This window comes from Streptomyces spinoverrucosus (genome assembly GCF_006539505.1).
Classification (GTDB): domain Bacteria; phylum Actinomycetota; class Actinomycetes; order Streptomycetales; family Streptomycetaceae; genus Streptomyces; species Streptomyces spinoverrucosus.
This window is the reverse complement of record NZ_BJND01000026.1, coordinates 112,185-128,841: the sequence shown is the minus strand read 5'-3', so window position 1 is coordinate 128,841 and position 16,657 is coordinate 112,185. Positions and strand designations below refer to the sequence as shown.

The following is a 16,657-nucleotide window of genomic DNA, read 5'->3' as shown; positions in this document are numbered from 1 at the left end:
GTGGAGGGCCGGGTGCAGGGCCAGGCCGGGTGAAGGGCCCCGGCGGGGTTCAGGGTCCGGCCGGGTGGAGGGCCGGGTGAAGGGCCAGGCCGGGTGAAGGGCCCCGGCGGGATTCAGGCCCGGCCAAGTGATGGGCCAGGCGATGGGCCAGGTGGAGGGCCAGGGGGCAGGTGAAGGGCCGGGTGGAAGGCCTCGCTCCGCGTGCGGGGTGGCAGTGTCGGTCGCGGAGCGAGGCCCGGTCAGGGGGCCTGCCGGATCACCGGGTCAGCAGGGACCCCGGTGCAGCGAGCGGGCCGGGAAGGGCAGCTGGCGCAGGGTCTCCCAGGCGGGCACCTCGTACGACAGGCCGCTGTAGCCCGGGAGCTCGTAGACGCACCACGGCTCGGGCGTCTGGTTCTGTGCGGTGTAGAAGGACGGGTCGGCGAAGGCCTCATCCCGGAAGTACAGCCTCATCTGGCCGTACCCGTCCGGCTCCTCGAACGTGCAGAAGGCGATGACTCGGGGACAGTTCACGGGCTCGTCCGCCTGCGCCGCACCCGCCGGCAGCAACGCCGCCCCGGCCGCAGCGGCGGTGACCGCCAGCATGGTCACGGCCTTGCGCATGATCCGCTTCACGTTGGACCTCTTCTCACTCCGTGTCGCCGAAGCGACACTCCGGGTGACCGTGGACCCAGCGTGGCGGGGCGGAAGCGGTGACGGCCATGGGGTACGGCCAGGTACACCCCTACGACTGAGCGCGCGACTTCCGCGATACGACCGCCGCACCTCCAGCACCCCTCACACACGGCTCGCGAGCCGCGTCGGGGGCGGGATGCGAACCGCGGGGGTGCGGATGTCAGCTGCGGGGCGCGGGCGTCAACCGCGGGGCGCGGGATGCGAGCCGTGAGGCACGGATGTCAGCTCCGGGGTACGGCGCCGGCACCCGGGGCGCGGACGCGGGCACCCTGAGCGCGGACGCCAGCACCCGGGGCGCGGGCGTCGGCACCCCGACACGGGCGCCAAGACCCGAGCGCGGGGGCAGATGTCAGCTGCGAGGCACGGGATGCGAGCCGTGAGGCACGGATGTCAGCGCCGGGGCACGGCGCCAGCGCCCGGACGCGGGGTGTCAGCCGCGGGGCGCGGGCGTCAGCACCCCGACGCGGGCGGCCAGCCAGGACCCGGGCGCGGGCGCCAGCCGCGGGTCGCCGGATGTGAGCCGCGAGGCGCGGATGTCAGCCCCCGGACGCGGACGCCAGCCCCGGGGCGGGCCTCACCCTCGCCCGAACACCCGCTCCCGATGCGCCCGCCAGCGTTCCATCAGGGACGCCAGCTCCCCCTCCAGGTACTCGAAGAAGGCGAGCGTCTCGGCGAGGCGGCGGCCGGCCGGGGTGTCGGCGCCCAGGCTGTCGACGCCGTCGCGCAGGGCGTCCTCCCAGCGTTTCAGCACGGCCTCGCGGTTGGTGAGCGCCTCGTACCACTGGTCGCCGTGCACCCGGTACCGCTCCCGGCGCGAACCGGGCTCCCGCTCGCGCGAGACCATATGGACCTGGGCCAGATAGCGCACCGCGCCGGAGACCGCGGCCGGCGAGATCTGCAACTGTTCGCCCAGTTCGGCGGAGGTCAGCGCACCGGCGTCGGAGGCGAGCAGCGCGGCGAAGACGCGGGAGGGCATCCTCGGCATACCGGCCTCGACGAGCTGCGCCGCGAAGTGCTCGACGAAACGGGAGATGTCCTCCGGATCCCGCCCCTCCACCCCGTTCACGCCCGCCTGCGCGCTCGCGCTCTCACTCCGCTCGGCCATCCCGGCATCATCTCCCCTGCTCAGCGCCCACCCCCCGAGTGTACCGACGATTTATACGCTTCCTTAACTTCACAAATTTGTGAAGTCCACGTACGTTCTGAACCATGACCAAGGCAATCACCGTCTCCGGCCTGCACAAGTCCTTCGGCCGGACCCATGCGCTCGACGGCCTCGACCTGGACGTCGAGTCCGGTGAGGTACACGGCTTCCTCGGCCCGAACGGCGCCGGCAAGTCCACCACCATCCGCGTCCTGCTCGGCCTGCTGCGCGCCGACTCCGGCGCCGCACAGGTACTCGGCCGCGACCCCTGGGCCGACGCGGTCGAACTCCATCGCCGGATCGCGTACGTCCCGGGCGACGTGACCCTGTGGCGCAACCTCTCCGGCGGGGAGGTGATCGACCTGTACGGCCGTCTGCGCGGCGGTCTCGACAAGCGCCGCCGGGCGGAACTCATCGAGCGGTTCGAGCTGGACCCCACCAAGAAGGGGCGGACGTACTCGAAAGGCAACCGGCAGAAGGTCGCCCTCGTCGCCGCCTTCGCCTCGGACGTCGACCTGCTGATCCTGGACGAGCCGACCTCGGGCCTCGACCCGCTGATGGAGGAGGTCTTCCAGCGCTGCGTCGCCGAGGAGCGTGAGCGCGGCCGGACGATCCTGCTCTCCTCGCACATCCTGAGCGAGGTGGAGGAGCTGTGCGACCGGGTCAGCATCATCCGCAAGGGCCGGACGGTGGAGACCGGTTCGCTCGCCGACCTGCGCCACCTGACCCGCACCAGCGTGACCGCCGAGCTGGCCGGTCCGCCCAACGGGCTGTCGCATCTGCCCGGCGTGCACGACCTCGACGTACAGGGGCGCAGGGTCCGCCTCCAGGTCGACACCGACAAGCTGAACGACGTACTGAAGTCCCTCAGCGACTCCGGCGTACGGTCCCTGACCTCGACGCCGCCCACCCTGGAGGAGCTGTTCCTGCGGCACTACCAGGACGAGACCGGCGAGACCGGCGAGATCAGTGAGGTGGCCGCACGATGACCGCAGCGACCTTCGCGGTACGGGGCACCGGGTCCCGTCAACTGGCCGGTACCGGCACGCTGTTGCGCTTCGCGCTGCGCCGCGACCGGGCCATGATCCCGATCTGGGTCGGCGTGAACGCCCTGATGGTGCTGTCCATGCCGAACACCCTCAAGGGCCTGTACGACACCGCCGCCCAACGCGCCGATCTGCTCCGCCAGATGGAGACCAACGCCTCCCTGCGCGCCATGACCGGCCCGGTCTTCGACGACTCCCTCGGCGCGCTGACGGCCTGGCGGGCGGGCGTCTACGCCGGTGCGCTCGCCGCGGTGATGAGCCTGCTGATCGTCGTACGGCACACGCGTGACGAGGAGGAGAGCGGCCGGCAGGAGATGATCTCGGCCGGGATGGTGGGACGCCGGGCCCCGCTGACGGCGGCGCTGCTGACGGCGGCGGTCGCCAACGCGGTGCTGGCGCTGCTGGTCGCCGGGGGCCTGGCCGGTCAGGGTGCCGGTGGGGCGCTGGCCTTCGGGCTCGGGATCGCGGGCGTCGGCATGGTCTTCGCGACGATGGCGGCGATCGTCGCCCAGTTCACGGAGAGCGCGCGGCTGGCCCGCGGGCTGACGGCCGGGCTGCTCGGCACGGCGTTCGTGCTGCGCGCGGCGGGCGACTCGGCGACGGACGACGGTTCGTCGGTGCTGACCTGGGTGTCACCGATCGGCTGGCTGGAGAACCTGCGGGCGTTCGCGGACGAACGGTGGTGGGTGCTGCTGCTGTTCGCCGGGGCGGCGGTGGTGCAGGGGGCGGTGGCGTACGAGCTGGCCGGGCGGCGGGACGTCGGCATGAGCTTCCTGCCCAGCCGACCGGGCCCGGCCGAGGGGCGGCTGGCCACGGCCGGGGCGCTGGCCTGGCGGTTGCAGCGGGGCAGTGTGCTCGGCTGGAGCATCGGGTTCCTCCTCGCCGGGGTGGTGTACGGCGGGATGACCGAGGGCGCGGCCGATCTGGTCGGCGACAACGACAACGCCCGGGAGATCTTCCAGCGGATGGGCGGCCAGTCGGGCCTGACGGACGCGTTCCTCGCGGCGATGGTGGGGATGCTCGGCCTGGTCGCCGCCCTCTACATCGTGGCGTCGGTACTGCGGCTGCACGGCGAGGAGACGTCGGGGCGGGCGGAGCCGGTCCTGGCGAACTCGGTGGGCCGCCTGCGCTGGGCGGCGGGCCACCTGTTTGTCGCCTTCGGCGGCTCGGTGCTGCTCATGCTGCTGGCGGCACTGGGCCTCGCGCTCGGCTACGGCAAGTCGGCGGGCCCGATCCTGGCCGCCTGCCTGGTGCAACTCCCGGCGATCTGGGTGATCGGCGGGCTGGCGGTACTGCTGCACGGAGTATCGCCACGGGTCGCGACGGCGGCGTGGGGAGTCGCCGGGGCGGTCCTGCTGATCGGGTGGATCGGCCCGGCGCTGGATGTCCCGCAGGCGGTGCTGGATGTGTCACCGTTCGGGCATCTGCCGAAGCTGCCGGGTGGGGAGATGGAGTGGGGGGCGGTGTCCGTGCTGACCGGCGTTGCGGTGGTGCTGGTGGGGGCGGGGCTGGCGGGGCTGCGTCGGCGGGACGTGATCAGCAGCTGACGGTGGGGGTCAGTCGAGGTACTGCTTGAGCTCTTCGGTGTCGAGTTCGATGCCGAGGGGCTCGGGGAGCGAGAGTTTGGCGCCGAAGGGTTCCTTGCGGGTCCTGCGGTAACCGATCTCCGGGTGCGGTTCTCTGTGAAGGGTGACAGTGCGGTTGTCGCGGTCGATCAGCAGATAGGCGGGGATGCCCGCCGCGGCGTAGGCCGAGGGCTTTGCCACACGATCGCGGTGGTGCGTGTCCGAGTCGTGCGACGTCACTTCGACGGTCATCAGCACACCGTCCGGCTCCGCCCAGTCGCCCTGGCCGGCGAAGTGCCCGATCGGCGCGAGTACGCCGTCGGGCACGGCCCGCCCCGTGCGCTGCCGCCCCACCTTCAAACCGGCGCACGGGTAGAGGCCCAGCTCCGGCCGGGCCGACATCCACTCGCGGATCAGCCATATCACGACCGTCCCGTGGTTGCCGTTCGTCGCCTTCCTGACCCCGATCCGGCCCTCGACGAACTCGAACCTGACCGTCTCGATCTCACGCTCGGCGAATGCCGCGATCTGCTCGAACTCCTCCACCAGCATGTGGCACGACCCGCCCATCACCGCGATCTCCCTTCACAGGCCGCACCAGCTTGCCGATCCGCCGATGATCCGGGGCCGGATCTCCCCGTTGCTCAGCCGAATGAGTGATCACCCCACCTCCACGCTCAGCCCCTCCAATCCCCGGATCACAAAGTTCGGCTTCCGCTGCGGCTCCGCCGCCAGCCGTAGCGTCGGTGCCTTCTCCAGCAGCGCCCTCATCGACGCGGCCAGTTCGATACGGGCCAGCGGGGCGCCGATGCAGTAGTGGATGCCGGCGCTGAAGGAGATGTGGGGGTTGTCCTGGCGGGTGAGGTCGAGGCGGCCGGGGTCGGTGAAGACCGCCGGGTCATGGTTCGCGGAACCGAACAGCATCGCGACCTCCGCACCCCTCGGGATCACCGTGCCGTCGATCTCGATCTCGTCCAGCACCCAGCGTTCGAAGAGCTGGAGCGGGGTGTCGTAGCGCATCAGCTCCTCGATGGCGGAGGGGACGAGGGAGTGGTCGGCGCGGAGGGCCGCCAGCTGGTCGGGGTTGCGGAACAGCGCCCACCAGCCGTTGACGGTGGCGTTCACCGTGGCCTCGTGGCCCGCGTTCAGCAGCAGCACGGCCGTCGAGATCATCTCCTGCTCGGTCAGCCGGTCGCCCTCGTCGTGCGCGGCGATCAACCCGGAGATGAGGTCGTCGCCGGGCTCCTTCCGGCGCTGCGCGATCAACTCCCTCAAATACTCGGAGAATTCGACCGACGCCCGCACCGCCTTCGCGGCCGTCTCCTCGGAGGGGTTCAGCTCGTACATCCCGCAGATGTCGGCCGACCAGGGCCGCAGCGGGGCCCGGTCCGACTCCGGGATGCCGAGCATCTCGGCGATCACCGCGACGGGGAGGGGTTCCGCCACGTCGGTCAGCAGATCCCCGCCGCCCGCTTCGACCAGCGCCGAGACGAGATCGCCGGCCAGCCCGTCCACGTACGGCTTGAGCCGCTCCACCGTGCGCGGCGTGAACGCCTTCGACACCAGCCGCCGGATCCGCGTGTGGTCCGGCGGCTCCAGGTCGAGCATCCCGTGGTCGTTCAGCGTGTGAAACGGCTCGTGCTCCGGCGGGGGCGGCGTCCGCCCGAACTCCTCGTGCGTGAACCGGTGCTGGTACGTCCGGCCGAGCCGCCGATCGCGCAACAGCACCGAGACGTCCGCGTGGTGCGGGACGAGCCACTGGTCGGTGGGCTCGTAACGGATCACGCGCCCCTGGGCACGCAGCTCGGCGTAGGCGGGGTACGGGTCGGCGAGGAACGCGGGGTCCCAGGGGTCGAAGACTGCCATGAGCGGACGCTAACGCGGGGGGACGGTGGCTGACCAGGGGGGTTGTAGCTCCGGGGCCTTCGACGAGCCGCGGTTTTGCGGTCGGACTGTCGGTGGGGCCTGTCAGGATGCGCGCATGAAACCTTCGAAGGTCGTTCGGGAATTCTGGGATCGCATGCAGGCCCGGGACTGGGCGGGGCTCGGCGGCTTGCTTGTCGATGACCTGGTGGTGGAGTGGCCGGTCAGTGGCGAGCGGATCGTGGGTCGCGGGAACTTCGTGCGCATCAATGCGGAGTATCCGGAGGGGTGGTCGATCAGAGTCCTGCGGATCGTGGCGGACGGCGAGGTCGTGGTCTCCGAGGTGGAGGTCCCTCACGATGCGATAGGGGTCCACCGTGTCGTGTCGCTCTGGACAGTCCGGGACGGGAAGATCGTCGATGGCCGCGAGTACTGGACGGAACTGGGCTCGGACCCGTCGCCGGAGTGGCGGGCGGCATACGTACAGCGATTGTGACCAGGGCGTTCATCAAGTTGCGCACGCATCCTGTTTCTCGGCTGCAGAGAAGGAGCCGAACCCGTCCCGGGTGCGGCTCCTTCGTGGCGGAGGCCCGGCCGTCAGGCAGCGATGAACGCCGTACGGTGTTCCACCGCCCAGTCGGCGAAAGCCGTCGGCGGGCGGCCGGTGACCCGGGCGACCGTGTCCGTCAGCGGGGCAGCGGTGCCGACCGATGCTGCGTACGTGCCGAGGACGGAGTCGACGAGGCCGGGCACCCCGAACGCGCCGTACTGCTCCTCCAGTTGGGCCCGAGCGGCATCGCCGACCAGGTCGACGACGGTGACCGGACGCCCGATCGCCGCCGCGATCAGCTCGACCTGCCGGCGCTGCGTCATCGACTCCGGGCCGGTGAGCTCATACGTCGCGCCCTCGTGGCCATCGGACAGCAGGACCTGGACGGCGACCGCCGCGATGTCGCGCTCGTGGATCGGGGAGACCGTGCTCTCGGCGTACGGGACACGGACCTCACCCCTCTCGCGGATCGCGGGAGCCCACTGCAGCGCGTTGCTCGCGAACGAGGCGGGCCGCAGCACCGTCCAGGTGAGACCGCTGTCCTGCGCCGCCTGTTCGACCGCCAGGTGCATGAGCCCGATCGGATTGGCGGTCTCACCGGGATCGCTCACCGCGGCGGACGACAGCAGCACCAACTGCCGGACCCCGGACGCCCTGGCAAGGTCCAGGAACCCGGCGACGCCGGACGGGTTGGGGAACAGGAAGAGCTTCTCCACGCCCGACAGCGCGTCCCCGAACGAGCCGGGGTCGTCCAGGTCCCCGGCGCGCACGTCGACGCCGGCGGGCAGTTCGGCGGTCTTCGGGTTCCGGGAGGTGGCCCGCACCGGGGCACCGGCCGCGAGCAGCAGCTCGACGACGTTGCGGCCGACGTTTCCGGTCGCGCCGGTCACCAGAATGGTCATGAGGTGGATCTCCTATGCGGGGGAAAGGGAGCGCACACGGCCGACGCCAAGGGCCGGCCGTGGGTCAGGTCCGGGGCGCGCCGAACCAGCGGTGGAGTGCTTCCGTGAGCGGTGTGCCGGGCACCCAGCAGATGTAGCCGTCGGGGCGCACGAGAACGGCCTCGGTGGCAAGGTCGGGGAGTTCCGGTACCTCCACGGCGTCCACGCGGCCCGTCCAGGGCGCCGCCTCGGCGACGAGTTCTGTCCGCGTGGTCAGCAGGACGCCGTGCCCTTGGTGGAACAGTTCGCCGGCCCAGCGGCCGTCCGGCAGGGCGAAGTCGGTGAGCCGGGCGCCGACGGGCTCGTCGCCGCCGAGGTCGTAGCGGATGGAGAGCCCGGAGATCGCTCCCCCGAGCAGGCGGTTGGCCTCCGGCAGTTTGATCAGCTGGGTGAAGATCTCCCGCAGCGCGTCATGCTCGACGCCCTTCTGGCCAAGGGCCACCTGGGCGCGGGTGTTGGTGAGGACGGCGGCGCCCACCGGGTGGCGTTCGCCGTGGTAGGTGCCGAGCAGCCCTTCGGGGGCCCAGCCGGCGATCTCGGCGGCCAGTTTCCAGCCCAGGTTCATCGCATCCTGAACGCCGGTGTTGAGTCCTTGTCCGCCAAGCGGCAGGTGGACGTGCGCGGCGTCGCCCGCGAGGAAGGCCCGTCCGACGCGGTAGTGCTCCGCGAGGCGTGAGGCGTCGCTGAACCGGGAGGCCCACCGCACCTCCTTGACCTCGGTCTGCGAACCGTAGAACTCCTGGATCGCGGCGATGACCTCGTCATCCGGCACCTTGGCGCGCTGGTCGCTGATCACCTGGTCGGCGACGCTGTAGAAGATCCGGTAGACGTTGTCCGACTCCTTGCCGATCGGGAAGATGTTCGCGAACGACCCGTCCGGACGCATCCGGGGCGAGCCCTTGGTGTCCCAGGTCGTCGCGATCCCCTCGCCGGTGACGCCCAGCACGACGTCGGAGACGGTGCCGAACCACCGCGCGTCCAGCCCGGGGAACTCGACTCCGAGCTGCTTGCGGACGAAGCTGCGGCCACCGTCGCAGCCGGCCAGATAGCGTGCCTCGACCCACTTCCCGCCGGCCTGGACGCGGACCCGCTCCTCGTCCTGCTCGATGCCGGTGACCTCGGAGTTCCACTGGACCCGCACCCCCAGGGCGGCAAGGTGCTCCTCCAGCACCTTCTCGACCTCGGCCTGCGGAATGGCGACCTGGTACGGGTAGCGGGAGTTCCAGCCGTCCAGCGCCAGCGGAACGGGCAGGTGCGCGAAGTGGGTGGTCTCCAGCCGGGCCCTGGCCTGCTCCTCCGCGCCGTCGAGCATTCCGCGCAGGGCCAGCATCTCCGCGGTGCGGGGGTGGAGGTTCAGGGCCCGGCTCTCGCCGGTCCGGCCGGGGCCCTTGTCGAGCAGTGCCACACGCGCGCCGCCCAGGGCCAGCTCGTGGGCCAGTGTCAGACCGGTGGGTCCGGCGCCCACCACGATCACGTCAGCGTCCATCACAGTTCCTCTCCGCCTTCCGGTTCCGAACAACGTTCTATCAATGAACGATGTTTTCTCACAAGTACGCCGTTCTCCCGAGGCGGAGAAGAGCCGATCACCTCGGGTGGGTCACCAGGTGTGTGTCGGGGCGATGCCCCACGCGTCCAGCTCCGCCTCGACCAGCCCGTGTCCGACCGAGACGCCGGCGGACTGGAAGCCGATGGACACCGTCGCGCCGGCCCTGAGGACGAAACAGTTCATCCTGCCGGGCGGTCCTCCGGCGCCGGACACCGTGCGGAAGAGAACACCCAGGGCGGGGCCGAAGACATCCCTGGCCTCCGGCAGCATCTCGCCGGCGTTGGACAGCGCGGCGTCGGTCTGCGGATAGCCGGTGAGGTGCCGGCCGACCACCTCGGCGTACCCTCCCTTGCTCAGTCGGCGGATGTGCGCCAGGTCGGTGTAGCGCCCGCGCAGGCCGTCCAGCCGCAGCGTGGCGATCCCGACCATGTTGGAGGACTCCAGGTCGTCGGGCCGCCGGAAGCTCACGGGCAGCCCGACCGTGAACGGCCGGCCCGCCTCGGTGGTGCCCCGCGCCGCGCGCAGGATGTTCGCGGTCATGGCGAGCATCAGCCCCGTCACGCTGCCCCCGCCGCTCTCCGCCACCCGCTCGGCCTCGGCGGCCGACACGGTGAAGGCGAGCCGGGAGCGGACGGGCGCCGCGCCGCCTGCCTGCGGTGAACGCCCGAGCAGCATCCGGGTGGCGGTGGCGGGCACCTCGGCGACCTTGCCGCGCAGCCGGGACAGCGCCAGCCGGGAGTACGTCCGCAGACCTTCCGTCACCACATCGGTGAGGTCGTCGACCAGCGACGGCCGCCCGGAGCGCCACTGCCGAGCGGTCTCCCGGGCGGCGAGTGTGGCCGCGCCGATGAGGCCCTGGCCGTCGGTCAGCGCGTGCGAGCCCACCAGGGACACCACGGAGGTGCCGTCGGCGACATGTGCCGCGCTCAGTTCCCAGCCGCGGCCCGCATGGGCGTCGAGATCGGCCCGGCAGGCGGCGTCGGCCCAGTCCATCACCTCCTCCGGGGCGACCGTCCGTGGGGAGACACGCAGGGGCGAGCAGTCGGTGTGCCGCTCCCAGACCGGACGCGCCAGTGGCAGCCGGGCCGGCCGCATCCGGCGGTTCAACGGGCCCTGGGCCAGGTTGGCGTGGAACTTCCGCAACGCTTCGGGAGCCGGCCGGCCCTGCACCCGCCAGAGCAGTTGCACCGGGGGGTCGATCCTCAGCTGTTGCATCAGTACATCGCCTCCGGTGAAGCGCTGCGATCCGGCCATGGTCATGTCGTCGTCCCCGCCTCCGGCGCGAGCCCGACCAACGGGGCCAGCGTGCGCCCGGCCAGCGCGATGGCGTCCGGATCGTGCGCGTTGGCGAGCATATTGGCCATGAGCCCGTTGACTCCGTGGCACAGCACCCGCTCCTGAAGCTGCTGGGTGACCTCGGCCGGGGTGCCGACGAAGAACCGGTCGGTCGCCGCTGCCCGCTCGGAGTCCGTCAGCTCCGCCACGTTCACGCCCGACCTGACCAGCACCTCCTCCAACAGCTTGCGGGCCCGCTCGCCGTCCTCGTCGATGATCAGCGGCGTGGCGAAGCTGGTCTGAAGCGTCGCCGGATCCCGGCCGACCTCGGCGCACCGCGCCCGCACCGCGGCCATCTTCTGCGGCAGCTCCGAAGTGGTACAGATGATGTTGAGGTGGTCGGCGTGCCGGGCGGCGAAGGCGAACGTCTTTTTCTCGCCCCCACCTCCGATCAGCAGCGGCAGGTCCTCCCGGAGCCGGGGCTCGTTGATGGCACCCTCGGCGCGGAACCAGCGCCCCTCGACGCGCGGCCGCGCCCCGCGCAGCATCGGGACCATGACGCCGAGCGCCTCCTCGAACCGGCCGAAACGCTCGGCGACCGTACCGAACTCGTAGCCGTACTCGCGGTGTTCCTGCTCATGCCAGCCGGCGCCGACGCCGAGCACGGCGCGCCCTTGGCTGATCACATCGAGCGTGGTGACCATCTTGGCCAGCAGGGCGGGATTGCGGTAACCGATGCCGGTCACCATGGTCGACAGCTGCACCCGGTGGGTGGCGGCCGCCAGCGCCCCGAGCAGGGTGTACGCCTCGAGCATCGGGCCGTCGGGCGGTCCGATCAGCGGCGGCTGGTAGAAGTGGTCCATCGTCGTAACCAGGTCGAACCGGGAATCCTCCGCGGCCCGTACCTGGGCGACCAGTGCGGGGAAGAGGTCCGTGACCGTCTCCGTGTGATGGAAGTACGGGATGTGGTAGCCGAGACGTATGCTCACGTGCTGGTTCTCCTACCAGGTGACGGGAAGTTCGACGGGGCCGAAGAACTGGCCGAAGTACTTGTAGGGCAGGGCGCCGGGTTCCGCGGCGAGCCGCAGGTCCGGGACACGGTGGAAGAGGCGGTCGAGGATCACCTGGAGCTCGGCGCGCACGATGTTCTGGCCGAGACACTGGTGCGCCCCGTAGCCGAACGCGACATGCCGGGTGCCGGGGGCGCGCCCGATGTCGAAGCGGTCGGGGTCGGGGAAGGCGTCGGCGTCGCGGTTCGCCGGCAGGGTGGGAATGATGACCCCGTCGCCCGCGCGGATGCGGACGCCGCCGATCTCCACGTCCTCCAGGGCCAGCCTGAGCGGCCCGGTGTCGGTGATCGACAGGAAGCGCAGGAGTTCCTCGACCACGGCCGGGGTGCGAGCCGGGTCGGCGGTGAGCTCCTTCAGCTGCTCCGGGTTGGCCAGCAGGGTGAGCACCGACAGCGAGATCATCGCCGCGCTGGAGGCGTGTCCGGCGATCTGCAGCAGCTGCACCAGGCTGGCGAGTTCGAAACGGTCGGCGGCTCCGCCGTGCTCCTGACGGGACCGCTCGATCTGACGGCTGAGGAAGTCGTCGGCCGGATTCTCCTCCTTGGCCGCGATGACCCTGTCGAGGTGGGCATGCAGGGCCTCGGCGGCGGCCTGCTGCTCCTCCTCCGTCCGGGCCTCGCGCAGCATCTTCTCGGTGTTGCGCTCGATGGCGTCGAGGTCGTCCGCCGCAACGCCCAGGAACGCCTCGAGCACCAGGGTGGGCACGGGGTTGGCGAGGTGCGCGACGAGGTCGACCGGCCGCTCCGGCTGCTCCAGCATCCGATCGATCGCGGTGTCGACGATGCGCTGGATCCGCGGCTTCATGGCGTTGATCCTGCGCACGGAGAACTCGCCGAGAACCGCGCGACGGGCCCGGGAGTGCTCGGGCCCGTCCATGTTCACGAGGAACGGCGAGAAATAGGTCAGTGCCTTGAGTCCGCCCGGAGACAGTTCGGGAAATCCAGGCCGAAGTTTCTCGGAACTGAAGCGGGCGTCGGAAAGCACCGCCCGGGCGTCCTCGTTCTTGGTGATGAGCCAGGCGGGGCGCCCGTCGGACATGCGGACCTGGTGCACCCGACCGCCCGCCTCGTCCAGTTTCCGATACGTCTCCGGAACACTGAACGGGCAGGTACGGAGTATGGGAAATTCCGGGGCAGCATCGGCTGCAATCTCGTTCATGACAATTCCCTTTGGGTAAGCCGAGGAGGGATGACATGAACGTTAGCTCGGCGATTTTTCTCTGCGGGTCAGACGAGAGTCAGCTCTTTGTTAATTCTCGGATCTGGAAACTGCAGAAAATCGGCGACGGAAAAAGACCGGTCCCGAGCGCGGGCGTCAGTCCGTGACGAAGGTCGCCAGCCCGGAGATCAGCATGTCCAGGCCCAGCTCGAACCTGCCGTCGCTGTCGGTGTCCAGCATGACGTCCACGCTGCCGACGATGGACGGGAAGCGGTCCGCGGGCAGGGAGGCGAAGTAGTCGCGGACGGGATCGATCCAGTCGTCCAGGTCCTTGTGCGCCAGGCGCCAGCCCTCGTAGACGTCTGCCGTCGTGTAGAGGGTGAGCCGGTGCAGGGCCCAGGCCGCGATCTTCGCGGGGACGCCCACGTTCAGCAGCACCGACAGCAGCCGCTCGGTGATGGCCACGCCGATCGCGGTGGGCGGGAAGGCGGCGAAGTTGTAGAGGGCGATGTCGCCGTGGGCCTGCAGCACGCGCTGCATCCTCGTGTAGTGCGCCTTGAGGTCCGCGTCCCACTGCCCGGTGACCTCCGGGACGCCGACCTCCTTCATCACCCGCTCAAGCACCAGGAGCAGCAACTCCTCCCGGTTGCGCACATGCGCGTACAGGCTGGAGGCGACCACGCCCAGGTCGCCGGCGACCCGGCGCATCGTGACAGCAGTGCTGCCCTCGGTGTCGACGACCGCGAGCGCAGCGTCGACGATCCGCTCCGCCGTGAGCGGGGCGCGCTGCGGAACCTCGGTTTTCCGGCGCACCTCCCACGGCGGGAGGGGCACCTCGGCGGAGTTCGACTTCTGACGCATCACGGAGACCTTACCGGTGAAGAGGCGCCGAAGGGCGCCGGGTCGGATCGGGGGCGGCTCTGATTCGGGTTGACGCCGAACATCATTCTACCGTAGAACGGTGTTCGTTGACAGATGAGCGTTCGACACTTGGCAACAGTGTTCCTGCACCGAACGGCGTTCATCGCGCATCCACCGCTGCGCAGCCGACGGCACTGGCAACCGTCCCGACCCCAGGAAGGTCAGCATGTCCACTACCGAAATGCCGCAGCCCGTCACCTTGCCGGAAGACCCTCCGGTCTCTGCCAGGCGGGCATGGGCGGCCGTCGGCATCATCCTGGTCGGCGAGGTCATGGACCTGCTCGACTCGCTGGTCACCACCATTGCCGGACCGACGATCACGCGTGACATGGGCGGCTCGCAGGAGTTCATCCAGTGGCTCGCGGCCGGCTACACCATCGCCATGGCCGCCGGACTGCTCATCGGCGGGCGGCTCGGCGACAAGTACGGGCGCAAGAACCTGTTCCTGATCGGCCTGGCCGGCTTCACCGTGACCTCGCTGGTCTCGGCGCTGGCGACCAACCCGGAGACCCTGATCACCGCACGCGTCCTGCAGGGTCTGCTGGGTGCACTGATGGTGCCGCAGGCGCTCGGCATCATCAGGAGCGTCTTCCCGCCGGACAAGGTCGGCATGGCCTTCGGTGTGACCGGGCCCGTGATGGCGCTGTCCGGTGTGGCCGGGCCGATCGTGGCGGGCTGGCTGGTCGACGCGGACTACTTCGGCTGGAGCTGGCGGATGATCTTCGCCGTCAATGTCCCCGTCGGCGTCCTCGCCCTGGTGGCCGGGCTCGCCCTGCTGCCCAGGTCGCAGGGCCGACGGGATCTCAAGATCGACCTGATGGGCGCGCTGATCGCCGCGGCCGGGATGGCCGCCCTGGTCTTCTCGCTCGTGCAGGGCCGTGAGCTGGGCTGGCCCTGGTGGGTGTTCGCGCTGATGACCGCGGGCGTCGGCGCTCTTGCCGGCTTCGTGCGCCACCAGTACCACCGGGCGGACAAGGGCCTGCCCACGCTCGTCGTCCCCTCGCTGTTCAAGAAGAAGGCCTTCGTCTCCGGGCTGTTCATCGGCATCCTCTTCTTCAGCGTGATGATGGGCGGCGCGCTGCTCTTCAGCCTCTTCTTCCAGCTCGGTCTCGGGATGAGCCCACTGAAGGCAGGCCTCGCCACGATCGCGCAGGCGGCGGGCATGCTGCTCGGGTTCGGTTTCTCCCAGGCGCTCGGAATGGCGCGACGAACGATGTTCATCGGTTTCGCCGCCGTGGCGGCCGGTCTGCTGGCCGCGCTGGGCACGATCGCCGTCCAGGACGGTCCGGTGAACGCCTGGTGGCTCTCACCCGCGCTCGCGGTGATCGGTATCGGTGCCGGGCTCGCCATCGCACCGTTCTTCGACATCGCACTCTCGGGCGTCGACGAGGAGGAGACCGGATCCGCCTCGGGCACCCTGACCTCAGCCCAGCAGGTGGGCAACGCGCTCGGTGCCTCCGTACTCGGCACGGTCTTCTTCTCCGTCCTGAACGGGCGGCGCGGGGAGGGGGCGTCGGCCTTCACTGCGGCGACCTCGACGGCGCTGCTGGTGGCCGTCGCGCTCGTGGCGGGCGCCGCGCTGTGCACCCGGTGGCTGCCCGAGCGGGCGGTACGGCACGTGGAGGTGTGACCGCTTTAACCTTCCCAGTAAATGCGCCGACAGTTTCTCATTGCGGCGCGCTATCGGATGCGTTGAATCGCGCCAGGACGAATGAATTCAGCCATGCCGCAGGCTTTCGTGTTAGCGTCGCCTGGTTCGCCGCGGTCGGCAATGAAGCCGCCGTGAGCCCCGGCCGGTAAAAATCCCGATCGGCTTTTGCAAAAAGAAGGTCATGACGTCTCCTGTCGCACATCCACGTTCATGGGGGTAGATGGATGGAACAGCGTCCTGCGATATCGGAAAATGGCGTACTCACGGTTGCTGTCGGCGGGGTCGATCAGCAGCGGTACCGCGGCGGCGGCACCGGCACGCTGCCGCCGCGACCTCTCCCTGTCTCGTTCCCCGCGTTCGACGCCTGGCAAGTGCTCCTCGTGGAGAGCGAGCAGCGCCGGCGGGAGCTGCTCAGCCAGGCTCTGGGCCGGCATGTTCACGAGGTGACCTGCGTCGACACCGGCGCGAAAGCACTCGATGTCTACGATCAGGCGGACGTGGTGCTGCTGGGTCCCGATCTGCCCGACATCGACGGGCTGGAGGTGTGCCGGGCGATCCGGGCCACCTGCGACATCCCGATCATCGTGATCACGGACCGCTCGTCGGAGCTGGACTGCGTGCTGGCCCTCCAGGCCGGCGCCGACGACTACGTGGTCAAGCCCTACGGATTCCGGGAACTCCTGGCCCGGATGGACGCGGTGATGCGACGGGCGACTCCGCGTCGGCAGGGAGAGCACGTCATCGAGCACGGCCCGTTGCGGATCGACACCCTCACCCGCGAAGTGCAACTGAACAACCGGACGATCCCGATGAGCCGCAAGGAATTCGACCTGCTCCACCTGCTCGCGGTCAACCCCAACAGTGTCGTCTCGCGCGAGCACATCATGCGCCAGGTCTGGGAGAATTCCTGGTCGCGCCGCACGATCGACACGCACGTCAGCAGCATCCGCCACAAACTCGGCGGAAAGTCGTGGATCCTCACCGTGCGCGGCGTCGGCTTTCGCATCGGGCAGGGCGTGGCCATGATGTCGTAAAAAGAAAGAAAAGCTTTTGTCTGGCCGCCGCCGCAGCTCACTCAGCTGCGGCGGCGGCTTTTTCATGCCCTGAGCTGCCCCTTCTGACATTTCCTTGACATAGCGTTGAATTGGGCGTGTGGAAACCTGACCGTTCCCTCCATCGGAAATGTAGAAGTTATGAAGTGGATTGTGTTGAGCGTGCGACGAACCCCGGTGAATAGTTGATTGCGTAATCC

General features: G+C 70.0%; 15 protein-coding genes. 5 read left to right on the top strand and 10 right to left on the bottom strand.

Annotated features, from left to right (window positions below):
• Positions 1-264: 264 nt before the first annotated feature.
• Positions 265-615: a peptidase inhibitor family I36 protein gene (locus SSP24_RS19730; RefSeq protein WP_141310970.1), complete on the bottom strand. Its 351-nt coding sequence runs from the start codon at positions 613-615 to the stop codon at positions 265-267.
• 634 nt (positions 616-1,249) lie between these two features.
• Positions 1,250-1,780: a GbsR/MarR family transcriptional regulator gene (locus SSP24_RS19725; protein WP_141310969.1), complete on the bottom strand. Its 531-nt coding sequence runs from the start codon at positions 1,778-1,780 to the stop codon at positions 1,250-1,252.
• A 104-nt stretch (positions 1,781-1,884) separates the two neighbouring features.
• On the opposite strand from SSP24_RS19725, the gene SSP24_RS19720 reads away from it, so the two are divergent.
• A complete protein-coding gene (locus SSP24_RS19720) occupies positions 1,885-2,808 on the top strand; it encodes an ABC transporter ATP-binding protein (protein WP_141310968.1) in 924 nt (307 codons plus the stop codon).
• A complete protein-coding gene (locus tag SSP24_RS19715) occupies positions 2,805-4,412 on the top strand; it encodes an ABC transporter permease (protein WP_141310967.1) in 1,608 nt (535 codons plus the stop codon). The genes SSP24_RS19720 and SSP24_RS19715 overlap by 4 nt, the downstream gene beginning before the upstream one ends.
• 9 nt (positions 4,413-4,421) lie before the next feature.
• Here the strand turns inward: SSP24_RS19715 and SSP24_RS19710 are convergent, their stop codons facing one another.
• Together SSP24_RS19710 and SSP24_RS19705 are read right to left on the bottom strand one after the other, a co-directional pair.
• Positions 4,422-5,000: a Uma2 family endonuclease gene (locus tag SSP24_RS19710; RefSeq protein WP_229865535.1), complete on the bottom strand. Its 579-nt coding sequence runs from the start codon at positions 4,998-5,000 to the stop codon at positions 4,422-4,424.
• Positions 5,001-5,090: 90 nt separating this feature from the next.
• Positions 5,091-6,296, bottom strand: a complete 1,206-nt coding sequence (locus SSP24_RS19705) for a cytochrome P450 (RefSeq protein WP_141310966.1) — start codon at positions 6,294-6,296, stop codon at positions 5,091-5,093.
• 115 nt (positions 6,297-6,411) lie between these two features.
• Between SSP24_RS19705 and SSP24_RS19700 the strand changes: the two genes are divergently transcribed.
• On the top strand, positions 6,412-6,789 hold the full coding sequence (locus tag SSP24_RS19700) for a nuclear transport factor 2 family protein (protein WP_141310965.1): 378 nt from the start codon (positions 6,412-6,414) through the stop codon (positions 6,787-6,789).
• A 101-nt stretch (positions 6,790-6,890) separates the two neighbouring features.
• Here SSP24_RS19700 and SSP24_RS19695 read toward each other — a convergent pair whose 3' ends face one another.
• The 6 genes from SSP24_RS19695 to SSP24_RS19670 form a co-directional block, all read right to left on the bottom strand.
• On the bottom strand, positions 6,891-7,745 hold the full coding sequence (locus tag SSP24_RS19695; RefSeq protein ID WP_141310964.1) for an NAD(P)H-binding protein: 855 nt from the start codon (positions 7,743-7,745) through the stop codon (positions 6,891-6,893).
• A 64-nt stretch (positions 7,746-7,809) separates the two neighbouring features.
• The gene (locus SSP24_RS19690; RefSeq protein ID WP_141310963.1) at positions 7,810-9,270 is read right to left on the bottom strand and encodes an FAD-dependent oxidoreductase; all 1,461 of its coding nucleotides are present in this window, start codon (positions 9,268-9,270) and stop codon (positions 7,810-7,812) included.
• Between the two features lie 111 nt (positions 9,271-9,381).
• Positions 9,382-10,590: a hypothetical protein gene (locus tag SSP24_RS19685; protein ID WP_141310962.1), complete on the bottom strand. Its 1,209-nt coding sequence runs from the start codon at positions 10,588-10,590 to the stop codon at positions 9,382-9,384.
• A complete protein-coding gene (locus tag SSP24_RS19680) occupies positions 10,587-11,594 on the bottom strand; it encodes an LLM class F420-dependent oxidoreductase (RefSeq protein ID WP_141310961.1) in 1,008 nt (335 codons plus the stop codon). Before SSP24_RS19680 ends, SSP24_RS19685 begins: the two co-directional genes overlap by 4 nt.
• 12 nt (positions 11,595-11,606) lie before the next feature.
• Positions 11,607-12,833 carry a cytochrome P450 gene (locus SSP24_RS19675; RefSeq protein ID WP_141310960.1) on the bottom strand — a complete coding sequence of 409 codons (1,227 nt, stop codon included), beginning with the start codon at positions 12,831-12,833 and terminating at the stop codon, positions 11,607-11,609.
• 156 nt (positions 12,834-12,989) lie between these two features.
• Positions 12,990-13,694 carry a TetR/AcrR family transcriptional regulator gene (locus SSP24_RS19670; RefSeq protein ID WP_141310959.1) on the bottom strand — a complete coding sequence of 235 codons (705 nt, stop codon included), beginning with the start codon at positions 13,692-13,694 and terminating at the stop codon, positions 12,990-12,992.
• 226 nt (positions 13,695-13,920) lie between these two features.
• Here SSP24_RS19670 and SSP24_RS19665 point away from each other — a divergent pair, with 226 nt between their 5' ends.
• Positions 13,921-15,384: an MFS transporter gene (locus tag SSP24_RS19665; RefSeq protein ID WP_141310958.1), complete on the top strand. Its 1,464-nt coding sequence runs from the start codon at positions 13,921-13,923 to the stop codon at positions 15,382-15,384.
• A 245-nt stretch (positions 15,385-15,629) separates the two neighbouring features.
• Positions 15,630-16,439: a response regulator transcription factor gene (locus SSP24_RS19660; protein WP_141310957.1), complete on the top strand. Its 810-nt coding sequence runs from the start codon at positions 15,630-15,632 to the stop codon at positions 16,437-16,439.
• Positions 16,440-16,657 lie beyond the last annotated feature (218 nt).

Coding starts and splice junctions, on each gene's coding strand:
- SSP24_RS19690 (WP_141310963.1), bottom strand. CDS start 9,270: ATGGACGCTGACGTGATCGTGGTGGGCGCCGGACCCACCGGTCTGACA.
- SSP24_RS19660 (WP_141310957.1), top strand. CDS start 15,630: ATGGAACAGCGTCCTGCGATATCGGAAAATGGCGTACTCACGGTTGCT.
- SSP24_RS19715 (WP_141310967.1), top strand. CDS start 2,805: ATGACCGCAGCGACCTTCGCGGTACGGGGCACCGGGTCCCGTCAACTG.
- SSP24_RS19665 (WP_141310958.1), top strand. CDS start 13,921: ATGTCCACTACCGAAATGCCGCAGCCCGTCACCTTGCCGGAAGACCCT.
- SSP24_RS19685 (WP_141310962.1), bottom strand. CDS start 10,590: ATGACCATGGCCGGATCGCAGCGCTTCACCGGAGGCGATGTACTGATG.
- SSP24_RS19700 (WP_141310965.1), top strand. CDS start 6,412: ATGAAACCTTCGAAGGTCGTTCGGGAATTCTGGGATCGCATGCAGGCC.
- SSP24_RS19725 (WP_141310969.1), bottom strand. CDS start 1,780: ATGGCCGAGCGGAGTGAGAGCGCGAGCGCGCAGGCGGGCGTGAACGGG.
- SSP24_RS19720 (WP_141310968.1), top strand. CDS start 1,885: ATGACCAAGGCAATCACCGTCTCCGGCCTGCACAAGTCCTTCGGCCGG.
- SSP24_RS19705 (WP_141310966.1), bottom strand. CDS start 6,296: ATGGCAGTCTTCGACCCCTGGGACCCCGCGTTCCTCGCCGACCCGTAC.
- SSP24_RS19675 (WP_141310960.1), bottom strand. CDS start 12,833: ATGAACGAGATTGCAGCCGATGCTGCCCCGGAATTTCCCATACTCCGT.
- SSP24_RS19710 (WP_229865535.1), bottom strand. CDS start 5,000: ATGGGCGGGTCGTGCCACATGCTGGTGGAGGAGTTCGAGCAGATCGCG.
- SSP24_RS19695 (WP_141310964.1), bottom strand. CDS start 7,745: ATGACCATTCTGGTGACCGGCGCGACCGGAAACGTCGGCCGCAACGTC.
- SSP24_RS19670 (WP_141310959.1), bottom strand. CDS start 13,694: ATGCGTCAGAAGTCGAACTCCGCCGAGGTGCCCCTCCCGCCGTGGGAG.